This window comes from Nostoc sp. FACHB-110, from assembly GCF_014697425.1.
GTDB lineage: Bacteria > Cyanobacteriota > Cyanobacteriia > Cyanobacteriales > Nostocaceae > Nostoc_B.
Genome location: NZ_JACJRU010000002.1, coordinates 388,120 through 410,360, shown reverse-complemented (window position 1 = coordinate 410,360; position 22,241 = coordinate 388,120). Strand labels below are relative to the sequence as shown.

The following is a 22,241-nucleotide window of genomic DNA, read 5'->3' as shown; positions in this document are numbered from 1 at the left end:
ATAATTTTGATAGCGAATAGTGAGTGCTGTTCGCTATTTTCTTTACACTGAATAAGGTGTAAATTTATTAAAGAAACGGTCTAAAATGTCAGCTTTTTGTTCTGTACTTAGGTTATCAGCATTATGTTGATGATCTAAGTCTAAATTGTGTGGAAATGTTATCGGTTTATTAGTAGCAGGTAGGTATTGTTCAGATATTGCCACATAACTTACTGTTTCATCATTAGCACATCCTTTGCGAGCCGCAAGCTGCATCAGTAACTCCATAGCTACTGTAGGTAAAACGCGACAGGTTTGATTGCAGAAAAAATCAAAAGTGAGATTACCTAGACGAATGCGATCGCCATCTTGAAGTTTGATCTGGTGATAAACACGTTCGCCATTCACAAATGAGCCATTGGTACTTTTAAAATCGACTAAGTAAAAACCCGGAGCATCATTATTATCTATATATTGGATGGCAGCGTGGCGGCGTGACAGATATTTATTCGCTACATAAATACCATTATGGCGATCGCGTCCTAATGTCCAAATTCGCTGTGGTTGTAACAAAGCTTCCGTGTGATTTTCACCCAAATTCGTGACAAGATAGACCACGGAATCATCTATGATACCTTGCACGTAACTAGGCTTAAATCTTGTTAAGCCAGGCTGAGATACTTTTTCTATCTCCAGAATGTCTTCTAAAAGCCTACTGTTATGTTCATATAATTTGACAAATTCCTGATATAAACTTAATTTCTTTTCTATTTCCTTTGCTTGAAATTCAGCTACGTTACTAGCTGAGTCTTTTAATGCCAACAAATTGGACTTGCTGATTTCGGTCATGAACTTTTTTCTCAGCTTACAATTCGGAACAATTGCGTTTTTAGAGATTGTTGCTATTGAAAAATTGAGCAACTACGTACACTCAAGTTTAACGACTGTTATCTCAGAGATCCGATAATTAATATCATGACTCCGTAGAAATATCGTGTAACTTTGTTATAAAAAAAATGTTAACTATAACTCTTTGTTGTATATTTTAAATTAAAATAGTGAAATTTTCACAGATGCAAATTATTAAGAAAATCTTAAGCAAAAATAAAAACTATTAGAAATCATAAAGTTTTACTACAAAGCCAGCTGCTTCAAACCAGAATTATCCATGTAATCTGGTTTTATCCAAAAAATACTTTGAAAGAAAAATTTATTTGTTTAGTACTCAAAAATACCTATAATCTAACTTCTAATATCATGTCCGGCTAATCAGTGGTGATTCGACAAATTTGTGCAGAAACAACAAAACCCTCTCCCTTGCACCCTGCAGCCTTAATGATGTAGTCAGAAATATTAGGACAAATTGAAAGCTTGAATACCAGGAATATTAAGACTTTTACTCCTGCCTCCTGCTATGAGTCTTTAACAGGACACGATATAAATTACAATAATCCCCGTTTGCCATTGGGACGTATTGTCATCCAATTAGTCTTGGCTAGTGCCAACTGTTCATCTAAAATTTTCGCACCGGTGAGATTAGCACCACATAAATTAGCACCGCGCAAATTAGCATTACTCAGATGAGCATGGCTGAGATCAGCACCACGTAAATCTGCTCCTTCTAAATCAGCGTGGTTGAAATAAGCCTTGCTCAAATTTGCATCTCTGAGATTGGCGCGAGTCAGGCTAGCCCTACCAAAATCACTATTGTGAAGATTAGCCCCCTGAAGATTGGCACTTTGCAGTTGAGCCGAATGAAAATTCGTTTCTGACAAATCGCTACCTTGCAAATTCAGAAAGTTTAAATTATGTAAGGCAAAATCCCGTCTTCCTTTAAGGTATGCAGTTAATAAAGTTTGACTATCTAATTTACGCCCCATCTTAGAATGCTGCGTATTAGAACTATGGCTATTACTGTTAGGCAAAATTGCGGCTTTAGGTGCTTGATGGCTTCTTCCTGCGTCTGAATTAGCCGCAGCTTCAGCAATTTTGGCTCTTCTAGCCCGAATAGCTGCTGCTACCTGCGCTACTCCTGTATTAGCAGCCACAGCCGACGGATTACTGCATAAAATGGCAGAATTTTCCGTATGGGGTGTAGTTTTTTCTTTTGTATTGGAATCATTTTTCACAAGCAAGCCTTTAGCCAAACTATCTAAGTAAGGCTCCATTTCTAAGGCTCTCAAGACTTCTGTCGCTGATTGGTAGCGATTGCGAACAGAAACATCTAACATTTTGCGTAGCACACTAGTTAAGTGACCACTCACATATACTAGCTGCTCCCACATCATTTCTCCTGTTGTGGGATTATATTCTAAATCTTTGGGAGTTTTGCTCGTTAACAAATAGATACAAGTCACGCCTAAAGCGTAGATATCACTGGCATAAACTGGACGCATCGCCATTTGTTCTGGGGGTGCAAAACCAGGAGTACCAATGGCATAGGCGGTTAAAGCCGTTTGTCCTGATTGGGCTGCACCTGCTACTTGAGTGACTTGGTTTTTAACAGCACCAAAGTCAATCAAAACCATTCTGGCATCTTGAGTACGGCGAATTAGGTTGGCAGGCTTGATATCACGATGAATCACCTTCTGCTCGTGGATATATTGCAGTAAAGGTAAAATTTCGCTCAAAAATTGTTTAACGCCAGCTTCGCTGTAAACACCGTTGCTTTTGACCTCTTGTTGCAAAGTCGCGCCACTGATATATTCTTGAACTAGATAAAATTGTTCCTGTTCTTCAAAATAATCCAGCAATCTCGGAACTTGGGGATGGTTGCCAATTTTACCTAGGGTTCTGGCTTCTCGCTCAAACAATTCTCTCGCCATCTGCAAAACGTGTGGTGCGTTTCCAGAGGGACGTAATTGCTTGATTACACAACTTGGCTCACCGGGCAAAGCTTCATCCTGAGCTAAAAAGGTTGCTCCAAAGCCGCCTTGACCTAAAGGTTTACTCACTCGGTAGCGATCGCGCAGCAGTAGTCGTGAGCCACAAGATTGACATCTTTGGCTATATGCCACGTTTTCTGGATTGGGACACGTCGGATTTAAGCAGTAGCTCATGCGCTGTCAACTCGCTGCACGAAATAATGGCTGGGAGCATTGCGCTCTAGTTCAATTATTTAAAGCAAACTCAACTCTTGGCAGGTAATTTATGCTGGAAATCCTTTGAAGAGTTCCTAAAGTTAGACTGCTTGATCTCAGCAATCATCACAACAAGATAGCCCATTAACAGTGCGATCGTCAGTAGCAATCAAGCTATTTGCATAATTAGTCCTCTTAATTTAAGATTTCTACGTATTTTCACACTCACGTAAGTAGTGCTGAGGAGCCAGTGCATTGGGCGGCTTCGCCGACTTGTTCACCGAAGGCATTCCCGCAGGGCAGCAACTGGCGTTGCTGAGTTAAGAGAGTGCCACCAGGCACTGATAATTCTTAATTGCTTTGTGAGTTAGCACTCAGCACTCAGCCCTCAGCACTCAACCCTTAGAGGCTAGACAATACTTCTCGTGCAACTGCTAGGGTTTGGTTAATATCTTCTTCTGTATGAGCAAAAGAAGTAAACCCAGCCTCAAACTGCGATGGGGCTAAATAAACACCACGCTCTAACATACCGCGATGAAAACGTCCAAATTTCGCAGTATCTGATTTTTTGGCATCTTCATAGTTATGCACAGGCCCAGCAGTGAAAAATAAACCAAACATGGCACTAATGTGACCACCACAAGCTGCATGACCAGTTTCTTGAGCAATTTGTAGCAACCCATCTGAGAGTTGTTGCGTAATTTTATCCAGGTACTCATAAGTACCGGGTTTTTGTAGCAATTCCAGTGTTTTAATGCCAGCTGTCATCGCCAAAGGATTCCCAGAAAGAGTACCGGCTTGATACACGGGGCCAGCAGGAGCAATCATCGACATAATATCTCGTCGCCCACCATAGGCTCCTACAGGTAAACCACCACCGATGACCTTACCTAGTGTGGTCAAATCAGGGGTGATGCCAAATTTTTCTTGTGCGCCACCATAAGCAATGCGGAAGCCTGTCATCACTTCATCAAAGACTAGTAAAGCCCCATACTCGTGAGTCAGTTCCCGTAGCCCTTCTAAAAAGCCTGCATCGGGAGGAATAAACCCAGCATTCCCAACAACTGGCTCTAGAATCACACCAGCAATTTGGTCACGGTTTTCTTCAAACAAGGCTTTGACTGCTTCTAGGTCATTAAAAGGAGCAGTTAGGGTATTGCTAGTTGCTGATTTTGGTACTCCTGGTGAGTCTGGTAAGCCAAGAGTAGCCACACCTGAACCAGCTTTTACCAAGAACATATCGGCGTGTCCGTGGTAGCAGCCTTCAAACTTAATGATTTTCTCGCGGTTGGTAAAAGCCCGCATTAGCCTTAGCACAGCCATACAGGCTTCAGTGCCAGAATTTACAAATCTTACCATTTCGATGCTCGGAACAGCATCAATGACCATCTCTGCAAGCACATTTTCTAGTACAGAAGGCGCACCAAAGCTAGTACCTTTTTCTAAAGCTTCGTGGAGTGCGGCAATCACTTCTGGATGAGCATGACCGCAAATTGCTGGCCCCCAAGTACCTACATAGTCGATATATTGGTTGCCGTCTACATCCCAAATATAGGCTCCTTTAACACGATCAAAAACTATAGGTTGTCCACCGACAGATTTAAATGCTCGAACAGGAGAACTAACTCCTCCTGGCATTAAATTTTGGGCAGAGGCAAAGATTTCTTGTGATTTTGTGGTTTTAATTGTGGTATTAACCAAGGCTCTCTCCTAAAAAATACGGAATAAAAAAGCTCTATCTTAGGATAGGGTTAAAAACTGCTCAGAATTTCTATCGTATACAAATAGCTGAACCAGGAAAATCATCATGCTGTACAAGTCTAATGACGACTTGCCTTTAGAAATTCGGAATCGTTTGTCGGAGGCTTATCAGGAGCTTTACCGTGCAGCTTTTAACTCGGCTCTGCATTGGTATGGTGAAGCATCCAAAGCTCACCAAGTTGCGTTAAGTGCTGTGAGAATGCAGTCGGCAATGGAAAGAAATGCTGTTGTTTCAGGTTAGATAATCAGTTTTCATTTCAATCAAACATACCAGATGTACTATTGAGAATGGTATCGTGAATCCATTAGTCATAGTTATTAGATCAAATCATCTGGTATGTTTTCTAGCGAACCTGATTCATTCCGTCACGCCATCCCCGTTGAGAAAATTCGCTACGACGAACGGGGCTTGGTAGCAGCTATTGTACAAGACTATCTAGACGGTACAGTCTTGATGATGGCGTGGATGAATCAGGAGTCGTTGCAAAAGACTTTAGAAAGTGGCCAAACTTGGTTTTGGAGTCGTTCGCGTCAGGAATTATGGCATAAGGGGGCGACTTCAGGTCATATTCAGAAGGTCAAAAGTATTCGTTATGACTGTGATAGTGATGCTTTGTTGATTGGGGTAGAGCAAATCGGAGATATTGCTTGCCATACTGGCGAACGCAGCTGTTTTCACCAAATAGAAGGAAAAATTAATCCACCACCAGCTGATACATTATCGCAGGTGTTTGAGGTGATTTGCGATCGCCGCGACCACCCTACAGAAAATTCTTACACTGCTAAGTTATTAGCCGGCGGTGATAACAAGATTTTAAAAAAAATCGGCGAAGAAAGTGCTGAGGTTGTGATGGCTTTTAAAGACGACGATGCACAGGCTATTGCTGGGGAAGTGGCTGATTTGTTTTATCACACCCTGGTGGCCTTAGCCCATCATCAAGTTGATTTAAAGGCTGTATATCAGAAGTTACAAGAGCGCCGACGATGATGAAGTCTGAAGTCTAAAGTCTGAAGTCTGAAGTCTGAAGTCTGAAGTCTGAAGTCTGAAATGTCTACTTTTTGCCTTCTATCTTTAACAAATGACCAAGAACAGGGTGTGGGGTGTAAGAAAAAACGCCCCTCCGACACCCTACAAAGTACAAGCCCCTGATTTGAATTATGGAAAAAGAATTTAGATGTATCTCCAGACAAGTTAGTGCGAGAAATACAGTGTCCTGATTTGTCAAACCCCTATTTTTCAATCTGGGGTTTCCCTACACCCTGCCCCCTACCCCCTTTTATAAATGACTACTGACTATGCACTTTTTGTAATTCTTATCATTTGCTGAAATTTTCCTCACTTATTCCACAGGGTTTCCACAGGCACTTTCGTAGTTTTCCACAGAGTCGGGACGAGATGATCGGCACTTGCTGACTTATTGGGGATTTTGAATTTACTATGTTAGGTAACTTCAGTGACTGAGTTTTTGTAAAGAAAAGTAACAAAAACTCGACTCAAAGCCTGATTATTTCGTGAATATTTGTTTTAGGGAGATTCATTTTTAACATTTCTCAGCATTGACAAACCCACCCCCTGTTAGCGCACAATGATTCGGCTGGCATTTTTTTCTTGTCTATGGTGTTGAGGAAATTAACAATTTCTGGAGATGCTTTTAAATGCTTAAGCAGTCCTGAGGAAATAAGTTTCGCAGGACTAGGTAGTAGTATTTTCACTCAACACTGTCAACTCAGATTCAGATACCAGCAATTTTGCTTGATTGGCCTTAGAGAAGGAAAATCTCATGAACGCAACAGTGAGCATTTTTACAGAAATACCCGAAACACTCCATGAATCTCTCAAAACTTATTTAGAAACTCATCCAGACTGGGATCAAAATCGGGTGTTGACAGCTGCATTATCACTTTTCTTACTCCAAAACGGGGACAGCGATCGCCGTGCTGCTCGTGTTTATTTAGAAACACTGTTCCATAACTGCTAATCATACAATGCCCGGAACCGCTGTTAGATAACAATTTCAGCAGTTAAACACTCCAATATGTTGATTTTAGCTTTGCTGTTCTGAGTTATGTCTCACTAAGTACGGACAAGCTTGGCGTGTCCAATAGATGAATTTGTTTACCGGGCAAGACATCATCACCACTAACACCAACAGATGATTCTGCACAGCAAATTATCGTATTTTTACTGACAATCAAAACTTACGCTGGTACGAAATATAGCCTTAAGCCAGCGTTAGGAAAAAATTAAGTAGCAAAAAGGGTGCTGGTTTCTATGCTTGACTAGCCCCTTGCTACAATTTAGGTATGATGAGCAAGTTGTAGCGAAAGTAATCTAAATTTTAAGTTTGTCCTAGTTAGAAAATTCTAGACTAGGAGCTGTGAATTCAAGGGTTGGTTTCTAACTGCGGAGAATGAGTAGGACATTCAAATTTATAACCTACACCGCGTACTGTTTGAATTAATGCTGGTTGGCTAGCATCGGCTTCAATTTTTTTACGAATTTGACCGATATGCACATCTACAACCCTCTGGTCGCCAACATATTCATAGTCCCATACCTCTTGAATGAGTTCGGCTCTACGCCAAACTCGCCCAGGATGGCTGGCTAAAAAATGCAGCAAGTCAAATTCCAATGCTGTTAAAGGCACTGGCTGGTTGTTTAATGTAACTTCCCGTCGCACGGGGTCAATCATCAGCTTTTCAAATACTAGGCGTTTTTGTTCCGCTGTAGTGACCACTCGTTGTCGCCTCAAGATGGCCGCAACTCTGACTTCTAGCTCTCCTAAACCAAATGGTTTGGTGAGATAGTCATCAGCACCTTTGGCAAAGCCGCGAATCTTGTCAGCTTCATCCGCACGGCTAGTGAGCATGAGAACAAACACACCATTGCGACTTTGCATCTCTTGGCAGAGGTTGAACCCGATAACGTCTGGTAAATTTACATCTAAAATCACCAAATCGGGATTAAATTGCTCGAACAGCGCTAAGGCAGTTTTACCGTCCTCAGCCGCCTCTACCTGATAGTTCTGCTTAATCAAAAAGCGTTGAATTAAGTTCCGAACCGCAGGGTCATCATCAACTACAAGAATCTTGGCAGGAGCCATGACCATCACTTTGCACAAAAATTCGTAAGATTAACAGAAAAATTGCGTAAACGCAGTTTCCACTTGGGATTGTTCAAGAATCTACAAGGCTGGGAAGTCAGTAATTTTCCTGCTTATCCAAAAATAATGGCTTAATCAGGATTTTATTCAATTAAAGCCAGAGAATTTTACTGGCGTTACCTGCACTCTAATCGCAGGTATTTTAATTGTCAACTTAATACCCAGTTACCAAATAATCTGGCATTAGCCACAGTAGCTCCGTAACCTAGGAAAATTTCCTACTCCCAATTACGTGGTAATTTAAAGCTTTTCAATTTTAATATTGATATGCTTATAGACACCACCAGTGATTATGAAGCTAATTTATGGAAATTGGCTCAAGGTACGGTAAATTGCCAGATTTGAAACATAAAATTTAATTTTTTCATAAAAAATTAAGATTTAAGTAGTCTTAGTTTAAATTCTAGAGTAAAGCCCTTACTCACCAACGACATGAGGGGATACACGGAGTTCTAGCAATATGTTAAAGTTGCTATAGTTAAAATTTCCAGGTCAGTCTAACTTACCCGTGCTACTATCCTGGTAGAGCATATTAGTTGCTCGTAACATTAGTTTAATTTAGGCAAAACTATAAAAGTTGTTTTTCCTAAAGCCAAATACCGCTGCTGACTAAGGCTGAAGTATAAACTCCCATGAGCGATCAAAATCCCTACGAAAAACTTGGGGTGTCCGAGGATGCTAGCTTTGATGAAATTCAGGATGCTCGCAATCGCCTATTGGAGCAATACAGTGGCGATAGCAAAAATGTGGAACTCATTGAAGCAGCTTACGATGCGATTTTAATGGATCGGCTGAGGATGCGTCAGGAAGGCAAAATCAAAGTTCCTGAACGTATCAGGTTTCCAGAACTGCGAGTACCATTTCCTCCGAAAGAAGTCTCAACGCCTCGTGAACAGTCACCTGCATGGCTCCAAAGAATCATAGATCAGCCAACAGCGGCAGAGATACTTTTACCAGGTGCTTGGTATTCAGGTTTGAGTGCTATTGGGATTTTTTATCCTGCTAGCGGTGATCAAATTCTACAGCTAGCGTTAGTGGTAGGTGTAGGTGTCAGTGTTTACTTTCTGAATCGCAAAGAAGGTAGGTTTGGCAGAGCCGTTCTGTTAACACTGATTGGTCTGATTGTGGGCTTAATTGTGGGTGGCTTGCTGGCTAATTGGTTGTTACCCCAATTTAGCTTGCTGAAGTTGACTACAGACCAATTCTCTACGGTGTTTACATTTATATTGTTATGGCTGATCAGCAGCTTTTTACGTTAAATTGAAGGTTTTTAAATTAAAAATAGGTAGCAATTTGTTTTTTCAAGTTGCTACCTATTTTGTTGTGTCTATTCTGGATTACTTGAGTACTAAGGTTCGATTCTCAACAATCAAAGCAAAAGCAGAGCTTAAGTTAGGAACTATGTAATCAGGATGATACAGTTCTATTTGAGCGCGATCGCGGATACCAGATTCTACCGCAATGGCTTTAATATTGTGTTTTTTCGCGGCTGTGATATCGGCTTCTGTATCCCCTACCATCCAAGTATCGGCGATGGGAGACAGTTCTTTTAAAGCTTTGGCCATTAACAATGGTTTATCTTCGATATCACGGGTTTTAACATAGTCGTTGGCTAGACAATAACAGCGATTTTCGGGAAAAAACCTATCCAAATCAAATTTTTTAAAGGCAAAGTCTAATTCCCATACCCGCCGCATTGTCATGACAGCTAAATCAATTCCAGCCTCTTGAATCTTCACCAATGTTTCGACAGCACCCGGCATTAAGGTGTCATAGTCAAAATATTCTTTTGTATGTACTGTTTTCCGCCGTAGCTGAGAGAATTCTTGTGCTTGCGCCTCTTCCAGTCCAGATTTTAAAGCGATTTGTGCTTCAGGAACACGCGCTCTTTTCAATTGCCAAAATTCTTGTTTACTTAATTGGCGTACCGCTTGGCCTGGACGTTGGGTTTTTGCTAAACAAAATTGATAAACACGATAGTATCGTTCAGAAACATCAACAATGGGGCCGTCAAAGTCTGTAAATAGTCTTAGCATCGGCGGAATTTAAATGTTAATTTTTCTTAAGATTAACTTACTTGTGTATCATTAGTCATCAATCAATGGCCAACTAGAAGGCAGAAGAATGAAATTTCACACTTCATACTTCACACTTCATACTTCATCTCAATACTAAGAAAGAGTACCCCGTTTGATTTGTTCGCTTTCAATGGCTTCAAACAAGGCGCGGAAGTTACCTTCGCCAAAACCTTGGGCTTGAAAACGGCGTTCAATAAATTCAAAGAAAAATGTCGGCTGGCTAAAAATAGGTTGTGTAAAGATTTGTAACAGTAAAGCGTTGTGAGTATTTACTTGCCAATCAACTAAGATTTCTTGTTGAGCGATCGCTGCAAGTTCTAAAGAGGATAGGGGAAATTCTGGCCGTTTTTGGAGTTGGGTATAGTAGGTTTGGGGAACAGATAGTAAAGATAAGCCCCGACTACGCAATTTGGCGATCGCACTGACGAGATTTGATGTGCGTAAGGCGATATGCTGAATTCCCGGGCCGCGGTTGATATCGAGGAACTCTTGAATTTGAGAATTGCCAGAAGCTGGCTCGTTAATTGGTAATTGGACGCTACCTTGGTGAGAAACCATTACTTGGCTGTGCAAAGCGGAGCGATCGGTTTGAATTTTAAAGGCTTGTTTTGGTTGCAAGTTTAAAATGTTTGTGTACCAAGTGACTGCTCGCTCTAAATCACCAACTGTAACGTTTAAAACGATGTGATCTATGGCGGTAAAAATAGGGCGATGCTGACTTTGTAAGGGGCTAGCTTGGTCTTTTTCGATGAAGGTGTGAGTCATACTACCCCAAGCCGCAATTTTGCCGCATTTATAGCCTGGGTATTGTTGGATAGGTTCTAAGATTGTAGCTCCGTGTGCTGCTGCTTGTGCGATCGCAGCTTCTACATTTGGGACACTAAAAGCAATGTCCGCCACACCGGGAGGATGTTGGTGTAGAAACTGGGCTACTGGACTATGAGGTAATAACGGCGAAGACAGTAAAAAACAGATAGTGCCACTTTGGACTATTTCTGTGTGGGTGTGAGATGAATTTATCTTGCTAGGTACGGCGATAAATCCTAGATAGTTGACAAACCAATCTCGCCACAGTGTGGCATTTTCTACATAGAAGTGAACGTGAGCAATTTCCATAAATCCTGAAAATCTAGCACTAGAGCTTATCTATGTTTAAATTTTGCCTTTTTTGCTAGATTATCAAGTCCTTCCTAAGCAAGAATTATGTAAGCATACTACAACATCAAACCTAGAGAAGCAAGGGCATAGGGGAGAAATTATTTAATCGCTATCTCCCATCCTTTCGTTGATTTTCTGAGTTGAAAGGATTTACAGGATTGCAAAAATTTCAGAAAATTACCGCTTAATTGCAAACTTTTAATTTGTTCGGTAATTGGTTTACCATACTGCTCTTTAAATTGGCTGCCTAAAGGCCCAATGTTAATGTAGCTTCCGGGAGTATGGTTAGTTAATTCATTAATAATCTGCTTGAGTGCTTGTTCTAAATCTACTTTGGTAGCCATGTTAGGCAATACCAATGATTGATTATTGCTTAATTTTGCATCATCTTGTTGTTTTTCTGCCTGTTCTAAATTGATATCAAAAAGCGTGATATAGACTGCGGCATCTTGAGCAATTTGATGCAGGACAAATTCTTGAGGATGGTTAGTAAAAATTTCTCTGGCTTTTTTCCCGGGAAAGTGTTTAGCCGCTATTTGGCTAATTGTTAAATTGTACTTGTTTTTATAATTTTGAGAAATAGTATTTAGCTGAATCCAAGTATTTTTAGTATGTTTTTGTTCAGCTTTAATTAATTCTTTGATTTGGTGAATAAACTGTGCGATCGTTGGTATTTCTATGACAGAATTAGCAACCTGTCTGACAAGTTGACCTGTAGAACTATTCAGTACTGTAATATCTTCACCTTGCTTGCTGACTTGATATACCACTAATCCATGTTGTTGTAGATGGTTGCATAGATTAGTCATAACTTTATCTGAAGAACAAACTAAAACTTCCTTAACCTTTGGGTATCTTTCATGAATAGATGAGCCAAGAGCAATCATTTTGCCGTCGGCATTGTCTTTACCCGCAGGTACATGAATTAAATCATAACCACGCCCATGTAATTCTATATCTAATTTGCCCATACGACACCAATTGGCAAAGGCAATTTTGATTTGAATTGGACAGTTGCAAACTGTGGTGAGCAACTTTTCCGTTTCAGTATTAATTTGTAAATTTTCTGCATCTAATAGCAATACTGCTATCTCGGTTTTGTTAACAAAATCGTGCTGTGTTGGCTCAAATGGCTTGATATTGGTGATAGTATCTGAGCCATTTAACTCAGTTTGGGTGGCATAGCTCATAAATTACTGTATGGCAATCTGGCTCAGATTGTTAAATTCACGTCTAAGGAAGTAAAACACCCATGTTATATCTGGGTGATTAAGCATCTGATAACCGTAAAACTCCCTAAAAGGGATACTAGAGTTTTGCTAGCTTTGTCAAGCTATATTAATAATTTCTAATAAGATAAAATAATTTCGATGAATGTATATACAAAAATTTAGATATTTAATCAGCGTTTCAATCCAGATAAGGCGTGAACAAGAATTATGATAATGAACCACAAAGTACGCTAAGTACACAAAGGGAGATAGGAAAGAAGGCGTTCACAAACAATTTAGAATTACGATACTAAGCGAATTAATCCAGGTTGTTGATATCTTGAGTTGATTTATTTGCCACAACCGAGGCGCGCTAGGACATATTCACGGGTGCGTGCATCAAGAGCGTTAGAAAAGATTTTTTTAGTAACGCCAAATTCGACCATCTGTCCAATGCGGTTTTCGTTGGTTTGAAAAAAGGCTGTGAAATCAGATACACGGGTAACTTGCTGTAAATTATGACTGATAATTACCATTGTTAAATCCGATCGCAAGCGTAAACTCTGAATTAAGCTTTCTACTTTCATACTGGCGATAGGGTCAAGACCAAAACAAGGCTCATCCATTAGTAGGACTTTGGGTTTAACTGCTAAAGCACGAGCTATACAAAGCCGTTGCTGTTGTCCGCCAGAAAGCTCTAAAGCAGATTTATGCAATTTATTTTTTACTTCTTCCCACAGGTCAGCAGCTTTAATCGCAGATTCAACAATTTCATCTAACTCGACTTTTGGTCGCCATCCTAAAATTTTTACCCCATAGGCAACATTATCATACACACTCATGGGAAAGAGATTAGGTTTGGGCAGTACTATGCTGACTTGGCGACGTAAGCGGTTTAAATTGATTCGCCGTTCATAAATATTTTGGTTATAAAATTCTACTCTGCCTTCAACTTGGACTTGGGCTTCTAATTCATTCATCCGATTGAGGCATTTAATAAAGGTAGATTTACCACAACCGCTAGGGCCAATAATTGCCGTTACTTTGTCCTGGTAAATATCCATTGACACCCCTTCGAGGATTTTTTGGGTGTTGTAGTAAAGGCTGAGATTTTTAACCTTGATTGCTGGAATGAGTTTATTCATTGCTGAAATGAGTATGTAAATGAACGGAGGGCAATCATGAAAATCTATAGCTCTGTGTTACTACGCTGCTGTTGATCTAATATGTTCAATATTTATTACTTTGTTATACAGCAAATATACTGTTATTAAATGACTGTATATTTTTTAAGCAAAAATTTATTTATATACTTTAATAAGTTTTGTAAAATATGCTACCACAGTTTTTTGTGATTTTCCAGGTTTTTATCAGGTATTTATTAAATATTTAGCATAAAATTTCAATTGATTTAAATAATTAAATTACGCTTAAAATTGTGATTACACTTTTCATAAAAACAATATTTTTATTTTCTGAAATTCAGATAAATCTGTTAAAGCATAATGTTAATCGCTGAAATGATGCTGACTGTTTGAGAAATTAAGTGGAATCTTTTATGTAGCGATCGCCATATTAGAGAAGCTAAAAGCTAGGCTGCATCAAATTAACAAACATAACTCTATATTAGTTTGAGTCAGTTTGTTGGTGAATAAGTGTATAGTTGCACCATACTTCATTTAATTAGCTTGTTATCAAGTTTTGATACCCGAATAGAAAAGCTTACTTAAGTATTATTAAATGCTCAAAGTATGATTTGTAGAAATATAGTGATGATTTTATATCGATATCTCAAAATGCAAAAGATTCCCACCTAAGATGCAAGATATCGTTTATTGCAGGAATTTTTCAAGAATTTATCTCTGGGTAAATACTAAACTTTTTGCTGTTTAATAGCAGTACATAGCCAAAATTTAGCTAAAAAATTAACCAAGATATAACCAAAAATTAATTTCATTATTACCTGATGGTGTCATTTTTTTTACAGTAAAGACAAGATGCTCACTAGTTATCAAACTGAGCAACATTCTTGTCTTTGTAGAGCGATCGAGCATCAGACAAAAGAGGAACGTTGTTGTGAGTAAAATTAACTTGAAGCTAAATGGCTTGACAGTATTAGGTGCGATCGCAATGGTAAGCACTACTTTGGGATTATCAATGTCTGCGGTTCAATCCCAAAGCGTAAAAACTATTGCCATTGACGGTTCTAGTACAGTTTTCCCCATCACTGAAGCAGCCGCCGAAGAATTCCAAAAATCCCAAAGAGGCAGAGTTAGAGTGACAGTTGGTGTTTCTGGAACTGGTGGTGGTTTCAAAAAATTCTGTCGGGGTGAGACAGATATCTCAAATGCTTCTCGTCCAATTCTGCAAAAAGAAATTGATACTTGTAAAGCCGCAGGCATTCGCTACATAGAATTACCAGTAGCTTATGATGCGATTACTGTTGTGGTTAACCCCCAAAACAATTGGGCAAAGAATTTATCAGTTGCCGAACTTAAGAAAATCTGGGAACCAGGCGCACAGGGTAAAGTTAATAACTGGAGTCAAGTGCGTCAAGGATTTCCTAGCGCACCACTGAAGTTATTTGGCCCTGGAACCAACTCAGGAACCTTTGATTATTTCACCGAAGCTATTGTTGGTAAAGCCAAGTCCAGCCGTGGTGACTACACAGCCAGTGAAGATGATAACGTTTTGGTACAGGGTGTATCCCGTGATAAGAACGCCATTGGCTACTTTGGTTATGCCTACTATGCAGAGAACCAAAAAAGATTAAAAGCCGTACCAATTAACGGTGTATTACCTTCAGAAACTACTGTGAGAAATGGTAGTTACTCTCCTCTGTCACGGCCTTTATTTATCTACGTCAGTTCTAAGTCTATTGACAAACCAGAGGTGAAGCAGTTTGTTCAATACTATTTGCAAAATGCCGCTAAATTCTCTAAAGAAGTGAGATATGTAGCTTTGCCAAGTTCAGCATATACTACCGCCCAAAGTCACTTCAGCAAAAAGAGATTCGGCACTGTTTTTGGCGGTAAAGAAGCTGTAGGGCTAAAAATTGACGACTTGTTGCGTCGTGAAGCCCAATAGTTAGACCAAAATTGATCACTTTGTAAAGGGAGGTACTCTACCTCTCTTTATCTATTAAATGTATAGTGCGATGTCTACGACAAGCCGCTAAAAGTCTACGCATCCCTGGTATGAGCATTGCAACCACATCTCGATTTTCTTTTAAGCTATTTCGCAATGTGCGAGAACGGGCAATTGAATCTGTTTTATTTTTAGCTGCCCTTTCTTCGGTGGCAACAACAGTAGCTATTGTTGGTATCTTACTTTACGAGTCTGTCAGATTTTTTCGCCAAGTGTCTTTGTGGGAATTTTTAACAGATACTCAATGGACACCATTATTTGATGATAAGCATTTTGGCATTTGGCCTTTAGTAGCTGGAACTTTAACCACAACCGCCGTCGCTTTATTTGTCGCTGTACCTTTAGGTACGATTATTGCCATTTACTTAAGTGAATTTGCGCCCCCCTTAGTTAGAGAAGTCGTCAAGCCAGCATTAGAATTACTTGCAGGTATTCCGACAGTAGTTTACGGTTACTTTGCGCTGTTGTTTGTCACACCGTTACTGCAAGTATTTTTGCCTGATTTACCTGGTTTTAATATGTTGAGTGCGGGGTTAGTCATCGGGGTGATGATTATCCCTTATGTGAGTTCTTTGAGCGAAGATGCGATGCGTGCTGTACCAACACATTTACGGGAGGGTTCGTATGCAACGGGGGCGACGCGCTTACAGACAGCTTTGCGGGTGGTGTTACCTGCGGCAATTTCTGGGATTTCTGCTGCTTACATATTAGGAATTTCGCGGGCGGTGGGGGAAACGATGGTGGTGGCTATTGCGGCGGGTGGACAGCCTAATTTGACCTTTAACCCAATGGAACCAGCCGCAACCATGACAGCTTATATAGTATCGGTGAGTTTGGGCGATTTACCCCACGGCAGTTTGGAGTACGAGACGATTTTTGCGGTGGGACTCACTTTGATGCTGATAACTTTGGTGTTCAACATTGTCGGGCATTTTCTCAGCAAGCGGTATCGAGAAATTTATTAAGATGGTCAGTCAAAATATTCCCTACATTCGCAAAATTATTAATCGCAACAAGCGATCGCAATATATTTTTAATATCATTGGCTTGTTGTCGATGTTAGTCGGCATTATTACTTTACTGGCATTAATCTTTGACTTATTTAGCGATGGCTGGCCGCGTTTATCTTGGGAATTTCTCACCTCATTTCCCAGTCGCAGGGCAGAACAAGCAGGTATTTTTTCAGCTTGGGTCGGTACTGTTTTAGTTATGCTAGTTACAGCATTGGCAGCAATTCCCATCGGTATTGCCTCAGGAATTTACCTAGAAGAATACGCCCGCAAAAATTGGCTATCCGATTTGATTGAAATTAACGTTACTAACTTAGCTGGCGTTCCTTCTATCATTTACGGGCTTTTAGCTTTGGGCGTTTTTGTTTATGGGTTAAATCTGGGTCAAAGCATCCTGAGTGCTGGGTTAACCTTGTCCTTGTTGATTTTGCCAGTAGTAATTGTCACTACCCGTGAAGCCCTCCGCGCCATTCCTAACAGTATCCGCGAAGCGGCTTATGCGGCTGGGGCTTCTAAATGGCAAATGATTTGGGATCATGCTTTGCCATATTCTACAGGCACAATTCTCACAGGTATTATTGTCGCCTTAGCACGCGCCATTGGGGAAACTGCGCCTCTCATCACTATTGGCGCACTGACATTTATTGCTTTTTTACCAGACCCACCCATCACAGCACAGTTTCCCTACATTTCCTTTGCTTGGTTGTTAGCCCCCTTCACAGTCCTACCAATACAAATGTTTGATTGGGTGTCTCGTCCCCAAGCCGAATTTCAAGTGAACGCCGCCGCCGCAGGTATCGTATTAATTGCGATAACTCTCATCATGAATGCCGTAGCAATTTATATCCGTTATCGTTTACGTCAAAAAATCAAATGGTAGAGCCTTCTTTAAAAGCTTCTGTTGATTATCTCAATTTTTACTATGGTGGCAAAGTCCACGCCCTTAAAGATATTCATTTGCCAATAGGTGAAAAGCAAGTAACGGCACTGATTGGCCCTTCGGGATGTGGGAAAACTACTTTGCTACGCTGTTTTAATCGGATGCACGATTTGTATCCGGGAAATCGTTATCAAGGAGAAATTACTTTAAAACCAGACGGGATTAACTTATTAAGTCATAAAGTTGACCCCATTGAAGTGCGGATGCGGATTAGTATGGTGTTTCAAAGACCGAATCCTTTTCCCAAGTCAATTTATGAAAATGTGGCTTATGGTTTGCGGGTACGGGGTGAATCAAAACGTGCTGTAATTGATGAAAAGGTAGAAACAGCTTTACGCAACGCGGCTTTGTGGGATGAAGTTAAGGATCGCTTGCAAGATTTGGCTTTTAATTTGTCTGGTGGACAACAGCAACGCTTATGTATTGCCCGTGCTTTAGCCACTGAACCGGAGATGGTACTATTTGATGAACCGACATCGGCTTTAGACCCCATAGCTACGGCTAGTATTGAGGAATTGATTGCTCAATTAAAACAAACAGTGACGATTTTGATTGTGACTCATAGTATGCAGCAAGCCGCAAGGGTTTCTGATTATACGGCGTTTATGTATTTGGGTGAGTTGATTGAATTTAATAAAACCGAAGTAATCTTTAATAATCCTGCCAATAAAAAGACCGCAGATTATGTAAATGGGCGGTTTGGTTAGTTTTTTGTCCTTGGTCATGGGTCATTAGTTATTTGTAAATTACAAAGGACTAATGACTAATGACAGCCACAACCAGAGAATGTGCAGTTTGAAAGCACATCAGCTTATTCCCAACCCTCACACCCCGCCCCAACGGGGCTTTGTCAACAGTCCATAACACCAAGGTTGAAGAAATTGCTAGTGGAGATTTCGCTAGCAAAAAAATATTGAATTCAATCACCAATAAAGTTGATAAATTAATATTCATAGCAAAAGCTAACTTAAAATCCTGGGCTGGACGCAAAAAGATAAAATGCAGTGCTAAACTGCGTTTTTTTTGACACGGCTGGGTAAAGAAACAGCAATAGATAATTGTTCTTTACAACTGAAACACATGGCAGTGTTAATCGGACGAGATGTATTAAGTCTGGCGGACTTCAGTCCAACGGAACTTCAAGAAATTTTGGAATTAGCTGGTCAACTTAAGTCTCAAAAGTTGAAGTTGCACTGTAATAAGGTGTTGGGTTTGTTGTTTTCTAAAGCTTCAACTCGCACTCGTGTTAGTTTTACAGTGGCGATGTATCAATTAGGTGGACAGGTAATTGATTTGCATCCGAATGTGACGCAAGTAAGTCGCGGCGAACCTATCCAAGATACGGCACGGGTGCTAGATAGATATTTAGATATTTTGGCAATTCGGACTTTTGCCCAACAAGATTTAGAAATTTTTGCCAACTATGCCAAAATTCCGGTAATTAATGCGCTGACTGATGCGGAACATCCTTGTCAAATATTAGCTGATTTATTGACGATTCAAGAATGCTTTGGTGATTTGGCTGGTTTGACTTTAACTTATGTCGGCGATGGCAATAATGTAGCGAATTCTTTGATGTTAGGTTGCGCTTTGGCGGGAATGAATGTGAGAGTTGCGACTCCTCAAGGATTTGAACCTGATGCCAAAATTGTAGAACAAGCACGGGCGATCGCTGGCGATAAAACCCAAGTATTTTTAACTAATGACCCAGAATTAGCCGCAAAGGAAGCAACTGTACTTTATACCGATGTTTGGGCAAGTATGGGACAAGAACAAGAAGCTGATGATCGAATGCCAATTTTTCAACCCTATCAAATTTCTGATCAATTGTTGAGCTTGGCTAACAAAGATGCAATTGTTTTACACTGCTTACCCGCCCATCGTGGTGAAGAAATTACGGAAGAAGTAATTGAAGGTTCTCACTCTCGCGTTTGGGATCAGGCAGAAAATCGGCTGCACGCACAAAAAGCCTTACTGGCGAGTATTTTAGGGGCAGAGTGAACAGGAAAAACTGAAAAAATCAAAGGCAAAAGAATCAAAATTTTGCTTTCTTTTGCCTTTGATATTTTTATTTTCATCTTGTTATCTGGGATTTTTTGTAGTACTAATGTTCTAGGGACATTTGTATTTACTTCCCTATTTTATTACTATGGAACGTCTAACAGAAGCTCAACAAGAATTATATGAATGGCTGGCAGAATATATCCGCTCACACCAGCATTCTCCTTCAATTCGCCAAATGATGCAAGCGATGAATCTCAAATCGCCTGCGCCTATTCAAAGCCGTTTAGAACATTTACGAAATAAAGGCTACATTGAATGGACTGAAGGCAAAGCCAGAACAATTCGGATTTTACATCCTGTTAAGCAAGGTGTACCAATTTTAGGCAGTATTGCGGCTGGGGGTTTAATTGAACCTTATAATGATGCTGTAGATTATTTAGACTTTTCTAATTTCTCGTTACCTGCACAAACCTATGCTTTGCGGGTAACAGGGGACAGTATGATTGAAGATTTAATTGCTGATGGTGATTTGGTATTTTTGTTGCCCGTACCAGAACCAGATCAGTTAAAAAATGGCACAATTGTTGCTGCAAGAGTTGATGGGTATGGTACTACATTAAAGCGTTTTTATCGGAGTGGCGATCGCGTCACTTTAAAACCCGCCAACCAAAAGTATAACCCGATTGAAGTTTCCGCTATGCAAGTGCAGGTGCAAGGTTCTCTCGTCGGCGTTTGGCGGGGATATAACTGAAGTATGAAGTATGAAGTATGAAGTAGGAAACTTTTCGCTTTCTTCTGTTGGCAGTTCGATAATGTCTATAACTCAAATAAGATTGCTATAGAAGAAATTTAAATTTCAGACTTCAGACTTCAGACTTCACATCAACAACTTTGTTTTTGATTTTTTATGTACCTGACGCAAAACTCGGTGCAGCAACTACCTGCTTTTCGACTAAAAAAACCATTTGCGCGGGAAGGTAGCGGTAGTTACCATCACCAACCATTACCAGGATGTCCAAGAATACCGATATCTCTGCAATTGCGCCAATATCAGCGACAAGCTGTAACTAACTGGTTTGCGAATAATGGCAGAGGTACGCTGAAAATGGCAACTGGTAGTGGTAAAACTATCACTGCATTAGCGATCGCTTGCGAATTATATCAGCAAATTAACCTGCAAGTGCTGTTGGTTGTGTGTCCCTATCGTCATCTTGTTACCCAATGGGCGCGCGAATGCGAAAAATTTAATTTACAACCGATATTAGCTTTTGAGAATGTGCGTAGTTGGCAAAGTCAACTTTCAACGCAACTATATAATTTGCGTTCCGGTTCTCAAAATTTTGTTACTGTCATCACGACTAATTCCACATTAATTAATGATGGCTTGCAATCACAACTTAAATATTTACCACCAAAAACTTTAATTATTGGTGATGAAGCCCATAATTTAGGCGCGCCCAAACTAGAAGAAAGCTTACCCCGCCGAGTTGGGTTGCGCCTCGCTTTATCTGCCACACCAGAAAGATATTTTGATGATGGCGGTACGCAATCTTTATTTGATTATTTTGGCCCAGTTTTGCAACCAGAGTTTACTTTAAGGGATGCGATCGCTAGTGGGGCTTTGGTACATTATTTGTATTATCCGATTTTAGTAGAATTAACAGAAGCAGAAAGTATCGCTTATTTAAAGTTAACTAAAAGAATCGGGCGATCGCTATTATATAAAGAACGTAAAACTGGCGACTCACCAAACTTTGAAGACAACGAAGATATTAAGCCGTTATTAATGCAACGGGCGAGATTAATTGGCGCAGCGTCAAATAAATTAACTGCCTTACGTCAACTAATGGCAACACGCCGGGAAACTACTCACACACTTTTTTATTGCAGTGATGGTTCTTTAGAAACAGGACGTTCATCTCTGCGACAACTCAAAGCCGTTGCTAAAATTCTTGGTGTAGATTTAGGCTACAAAGTTAGTACCTATACCGCCCAAACTCCTTTAGCTGAAAGAGAAGTTTTACGCCGTCAATTTGAAAGCGGAGAATTACAAGGTTTAGTCGCAATTCGCTGTTTAGATGAGGGAGTGGATATTCCAGCAATTAAAACTGCGGTGATTTTATCAAGCTCTGGTAATCCTCGCCAATTTATTCAGCGACGAGGCAGAGTTTTGCGCCCTCATCCTAGTAAAGAACGTGCCACCATCTATGACATGATTGTTTTACCGCCAGATTTAGATAGGGAGACTATAGAAGTAGAACGTAATCTATTACGAAAAGAACTGCGGCGGTTTGTTGAATTTGCCGATTTAGCAGACAACGCAGGTGAAGCAAGAATGAAGTTGTTAGACTTACAAAAGCGTTATGGGCTATTAGATGTGTGAAGCTGTGGTAAGTTATAACTTTGTTTAACGCAAAGGCACGCGAAGGTTAGCGCGGAGGTGCGCGGAGGTTTTATCCAGACAATTGGTTCTGCATCAAAATAACACTGTAAAATTTTGTTTGCTATCTAAAAATATCTGCACTTAATATGAAAGAATAATATATATCATAATGGGATGTTAGTAAAATTTTTAAAAGCAAATACATCCCATTATAATATAAACTCAACCTAGATTTAGTATATCAGTAAATTCTACAAAGTAACAATCAATTTTGTCAGAATAAATTAAAATTTTTCTGCCATCATTACCCTAAGTTAAAGATAAGA

At 40.1% G+C, this 22,241-nt stretch carries 20 protein-coding genes; 11 read left to right on the top strand and 9 right to left on the bottom strand.

Going from position 1 to position 22,241, the window contains the following annotated elements:
* Positions 1-42 precede the first annotated feature (42 nt).
* The 3 genes from H6G69_RS04020 to hemL form a co-directional block, all read right to left on the bottom strand.
* Positions 43-828 carry an FHA domain-containing protein gene (locus tag H6G69_RS04020; protein WP_190681914.1) on the bottom strand — a complete coding sequence of 262 codons (786 nt, stop codon included), beginning with the start codon at positions 826-828 and terminating at the stop codon, positions 43-45.
* 593 nt (positions 829-1,421) lie between these two features.
* Positions 1,422-3,038: a serine/threonine-protein kinase gene (locus H6G69_RS04015; protein WP_190681910.1), complete on the bottom strand. Its 1,617-nt coding sequence runs from the start codon at positions 3,036-3,038 to the stop codon at positions 1,422-1,424.
* A 423-nt stretch (positions 3,039-3,461) separates the two neighbouring features.
* Complete coding sequence (hemL, locus tag H6G69_RS04010; RefSeq protein WP_190681908.1) at positions 3,462-4,760, bottom strand: glutamate-1-semialdehyde 2,1-aminomutase; 1,299 nt, start codon at positions 4,758-4,760, stop codon at positions 3,462-3,464.
* 106 nt (positions 4,761-4,866) lie between these two features.
* On the opposite strand from hemL, the gene H6G69_RS04005 reads away from it, so the two are divergent.
* The 3 genes from H6G69_RS04005 (at position 4,867) to H6G69_RS03995 (ending at position 6,799) form a co-directional block, all read left to right on the top strand.
* The gene (locus H6G69_RS04005) at positions 4,867-5,061 is read left to right on the top strand and encodes a ChaB family protein (protein WP_190681905.1); all 195 of its coding nucleotides are present in this window, start codon (positions 4,867-4,869) and stop codon (positions 5,059-5,061) included.
* Positions 5,062-5,157: 96 nt separating this feature from the next.
* Positions 5,158-5,808: a bifunctional phosphoribosyl-AMP cyclohydrolase/phosphoribosyl-ATP diphosphatase HisIE gene (gene hisIE / locus H6G69_RS04000; protein WP_190681902.1), complete on the top strand. Its 651-nt coding sequence runs from the start codon at positions 5,158-5,160 to the stop codon at positions 5,806-5,808.
* A gap of 793 nt (positions 5,809-6,601) precedes the next feature.
* Entirely contained in the window at positions 6,602-6,799 is a 198-nt protein-coding gene (locus tag H6G69_RS03995) for a DUF2811 domain-containing protein (RefSeq protein WP_103138224.1), read from the top strand.
* Positions 6,800-7,204: 405 nt separating this feature from the next.
* Here H6G69_RS03995 and H6G69_RS03990 read toward each other — a convergent pair whose 3' ends face one another.
* Entirely contained in the window at positions 7,205-7,924 is a 720-nt protein-coding gene (locus H6G69_RS03990) for a response regulator transcription factor (protein ID WP_190681899.1), read from the bottom strand.
* Between the two features lie 692 nt (positions 7,925-8,616).
* Here H6G69_RS03990 and H6G69_RS03985 point away from each other — a divergent pair.
* Positions 8,617-9,243 carry a CPP1-like family protein gene (locus H6G69_RS03985; RefSeq protein WP_190681896.1) on the top strand — a complete coding sequence of 209 codons (627 nt, stop codon included), beginning with the start codon at positions 8,617-8,619 and terminating at the stop codon, positions 9,241-9,243.
* A gap of 78 nt (positions 9,244-9,321) precedes the next feature.
* Here the strand turns inward: H6G69_RS03985 and H6G69_RS03980 are convergent, their stop codons facing one another.
* From H6G69_RS03980 to H6G69_RS03965, 4 genes are all read right to left on the bottom strand, one after another.
* Positions 9,322-10,020 carry an HAD family hydrolase gene (locus tag H6G69_RS03980; protein WP_190681893.1) on the bottom strand — a complete coding sequence of 233 codons (699 nt, stop codon included), beginning with the start codon at positions 10,018-10,020 and terminating at the stop codon, positions 9,322-9,324.
* Positions 10,021-10,155: 135 nt separating this feature from the next.
* Positions 10,156-11,178 carry a 4-hydroxyphenylpyruvate dioxygenase gene (hppD, locus tag H6G69_RS03975; RefSeq protein WP_190681890.1) on the bottom strand — a complete coding sequence of 341 codons (1,023 nt, stop codon included), beginning with the start codon at positions 11,176-11,178 and terminating at the stop codon, positions 10,156-10,158.
* 140 nt (positions 11,179-11,318) lie between these two features.
* The gene (locus H6G69_RS03970; RefSeq protein WP_190681887.1) at positions 11,319-12,410 is read right to left on the bottom strand and encodes an NYN domain-containing protein; all 1,092 of its coding nucleotides are present in this window, start codon (positions 12,408-12,410) and stop codon (positions 11,319-11,321) included.
* 371 nt (positions 12,411-12,781) lie between these two features.
* Positions 12,782-13,576 carry a phosphate ABC transporter ATP-binding protein gene (locus H6G69_RS03965; protein WP_190681884.1) on the bottom strand — a complete coding sequence of 265 codons (795 nt, stop codon included), beginning with the start codon at positions 13,574-13,576 and terminating at the stop codon, positions 12,782-12,784.
* A gap of 931 nt (positions 13,577-14,507) precedes the next feature.
* Between H6G69_RS03965 and H6G69_RS03960 the strand changes: the two genes are divergently transcribed.
* From H6G69_RS03960 to pstB, 4 genes are all read left to right on the top strand, one after another.
* A complete protein-coding gene (locus H6G69_RS03960; RefSeq protein WP_190681880.1) occupies positions 14,508-15,518 on the top strand; it encodes a PstS family phosphate ABC transporter substrate-binding protein in 1,011 nt (336 codons plus the stop codon).
* A 110-nt stretch (positions 15,519-15,628) separates the two neighbouring features.
* Positions 15,629-16,543: a phosphate ABC transporter permease subunit PstC gene (pstC, locus tag H6G69_RS03955; protein WP_190682053.1), complete on the top strand. Its 915-nt coding sequence runs from the start codon at positions 15,629-15,631 to the stop codon at positions 16,541-16,543.
* Between the two features lies 1 nt (position 16,544).
* Positions 16,545-17,468 (top strand): phosphate ABC transporter permease PstA, encoded by a 924-nt coding sequence (pstA, locus tag H6G69_RS03950; RefSeq protein WP_190681877.1) that lies wholly within the window; start codon positions 16,545-16,547, stop codon positions 17,466-17,468.
* The gene (gene pstB / locus H6G69_RS03945; protein WP_190681875.1) at positions 17,462-18,235 is read left to right on the top strand and encodes a phosphate ABC transporter ATP-binding protein PstB; all 774 of its coding nucleotides are present in this window, start codon (positions 17,462-17,464) and stop codon (positions 18,233-18,235) included. Before pstA ends, pstB begins: the two co-directional genes overlap by 7 nt.
* A 49-nt stretch (positions 18,236-18,284) precedes the next feature.
* Here pstB and H6G69_RS03940 read toward each other — a convergent pair whose 3' ends face one another.
* On the bottom strand, positions 18,285-18,482 hold the full coding sequence (locus tag H6G69_RS03940; protein ID WP_190681872.1) for a hypothetical protein: 198 nt from the start codon (positions 18,480-18,482) through the stop codon (positions 18,285-18,287).
* Between the two features lie 126 nt (positions 18,483-18,608).
* Here H6G69_RS03940 and argF point away from each other — a divergent pair, with 126 nt between their 5' ends.
* From argF to H6G69_RS03925, 3 genes are all read left to right on the top strand, one after another.
* Positions 18,609-19,529 (top strand): ornithine carbamoyltransferase, encoded by a 921-nt coding sequence (gene argF / locus H6G69_RS03935; protein ID WP_190681869.1) that lies wholly within the window; start codon positions 18,609-18,611, stop codon positions 19,527-19,529.
* 148 nt (positions 19,530-19,677) lie between these two features.
* Entirely contained in the window at positions 19,678-20,283 is a 606-nt protein-coding gene (lexA, locus tag H6G69_RS03930) for a transcriptional repressor LexA (protein ID WP_190681866.1), read from the top strand.
* Between the two features lie 156 nt (positions 20,284-20,439).
* Entirely contained in the window at positions 20,440-21,915 is a 1,476-nt protein-coding gene (locus H6G69_RS03925; protein ID WP_190681863.1) for a DNA phosphorothioation system restriction enzyme, read from the top strand.
* Positions 21,916-22,241 lie beyond the last annotated feature (326 nt).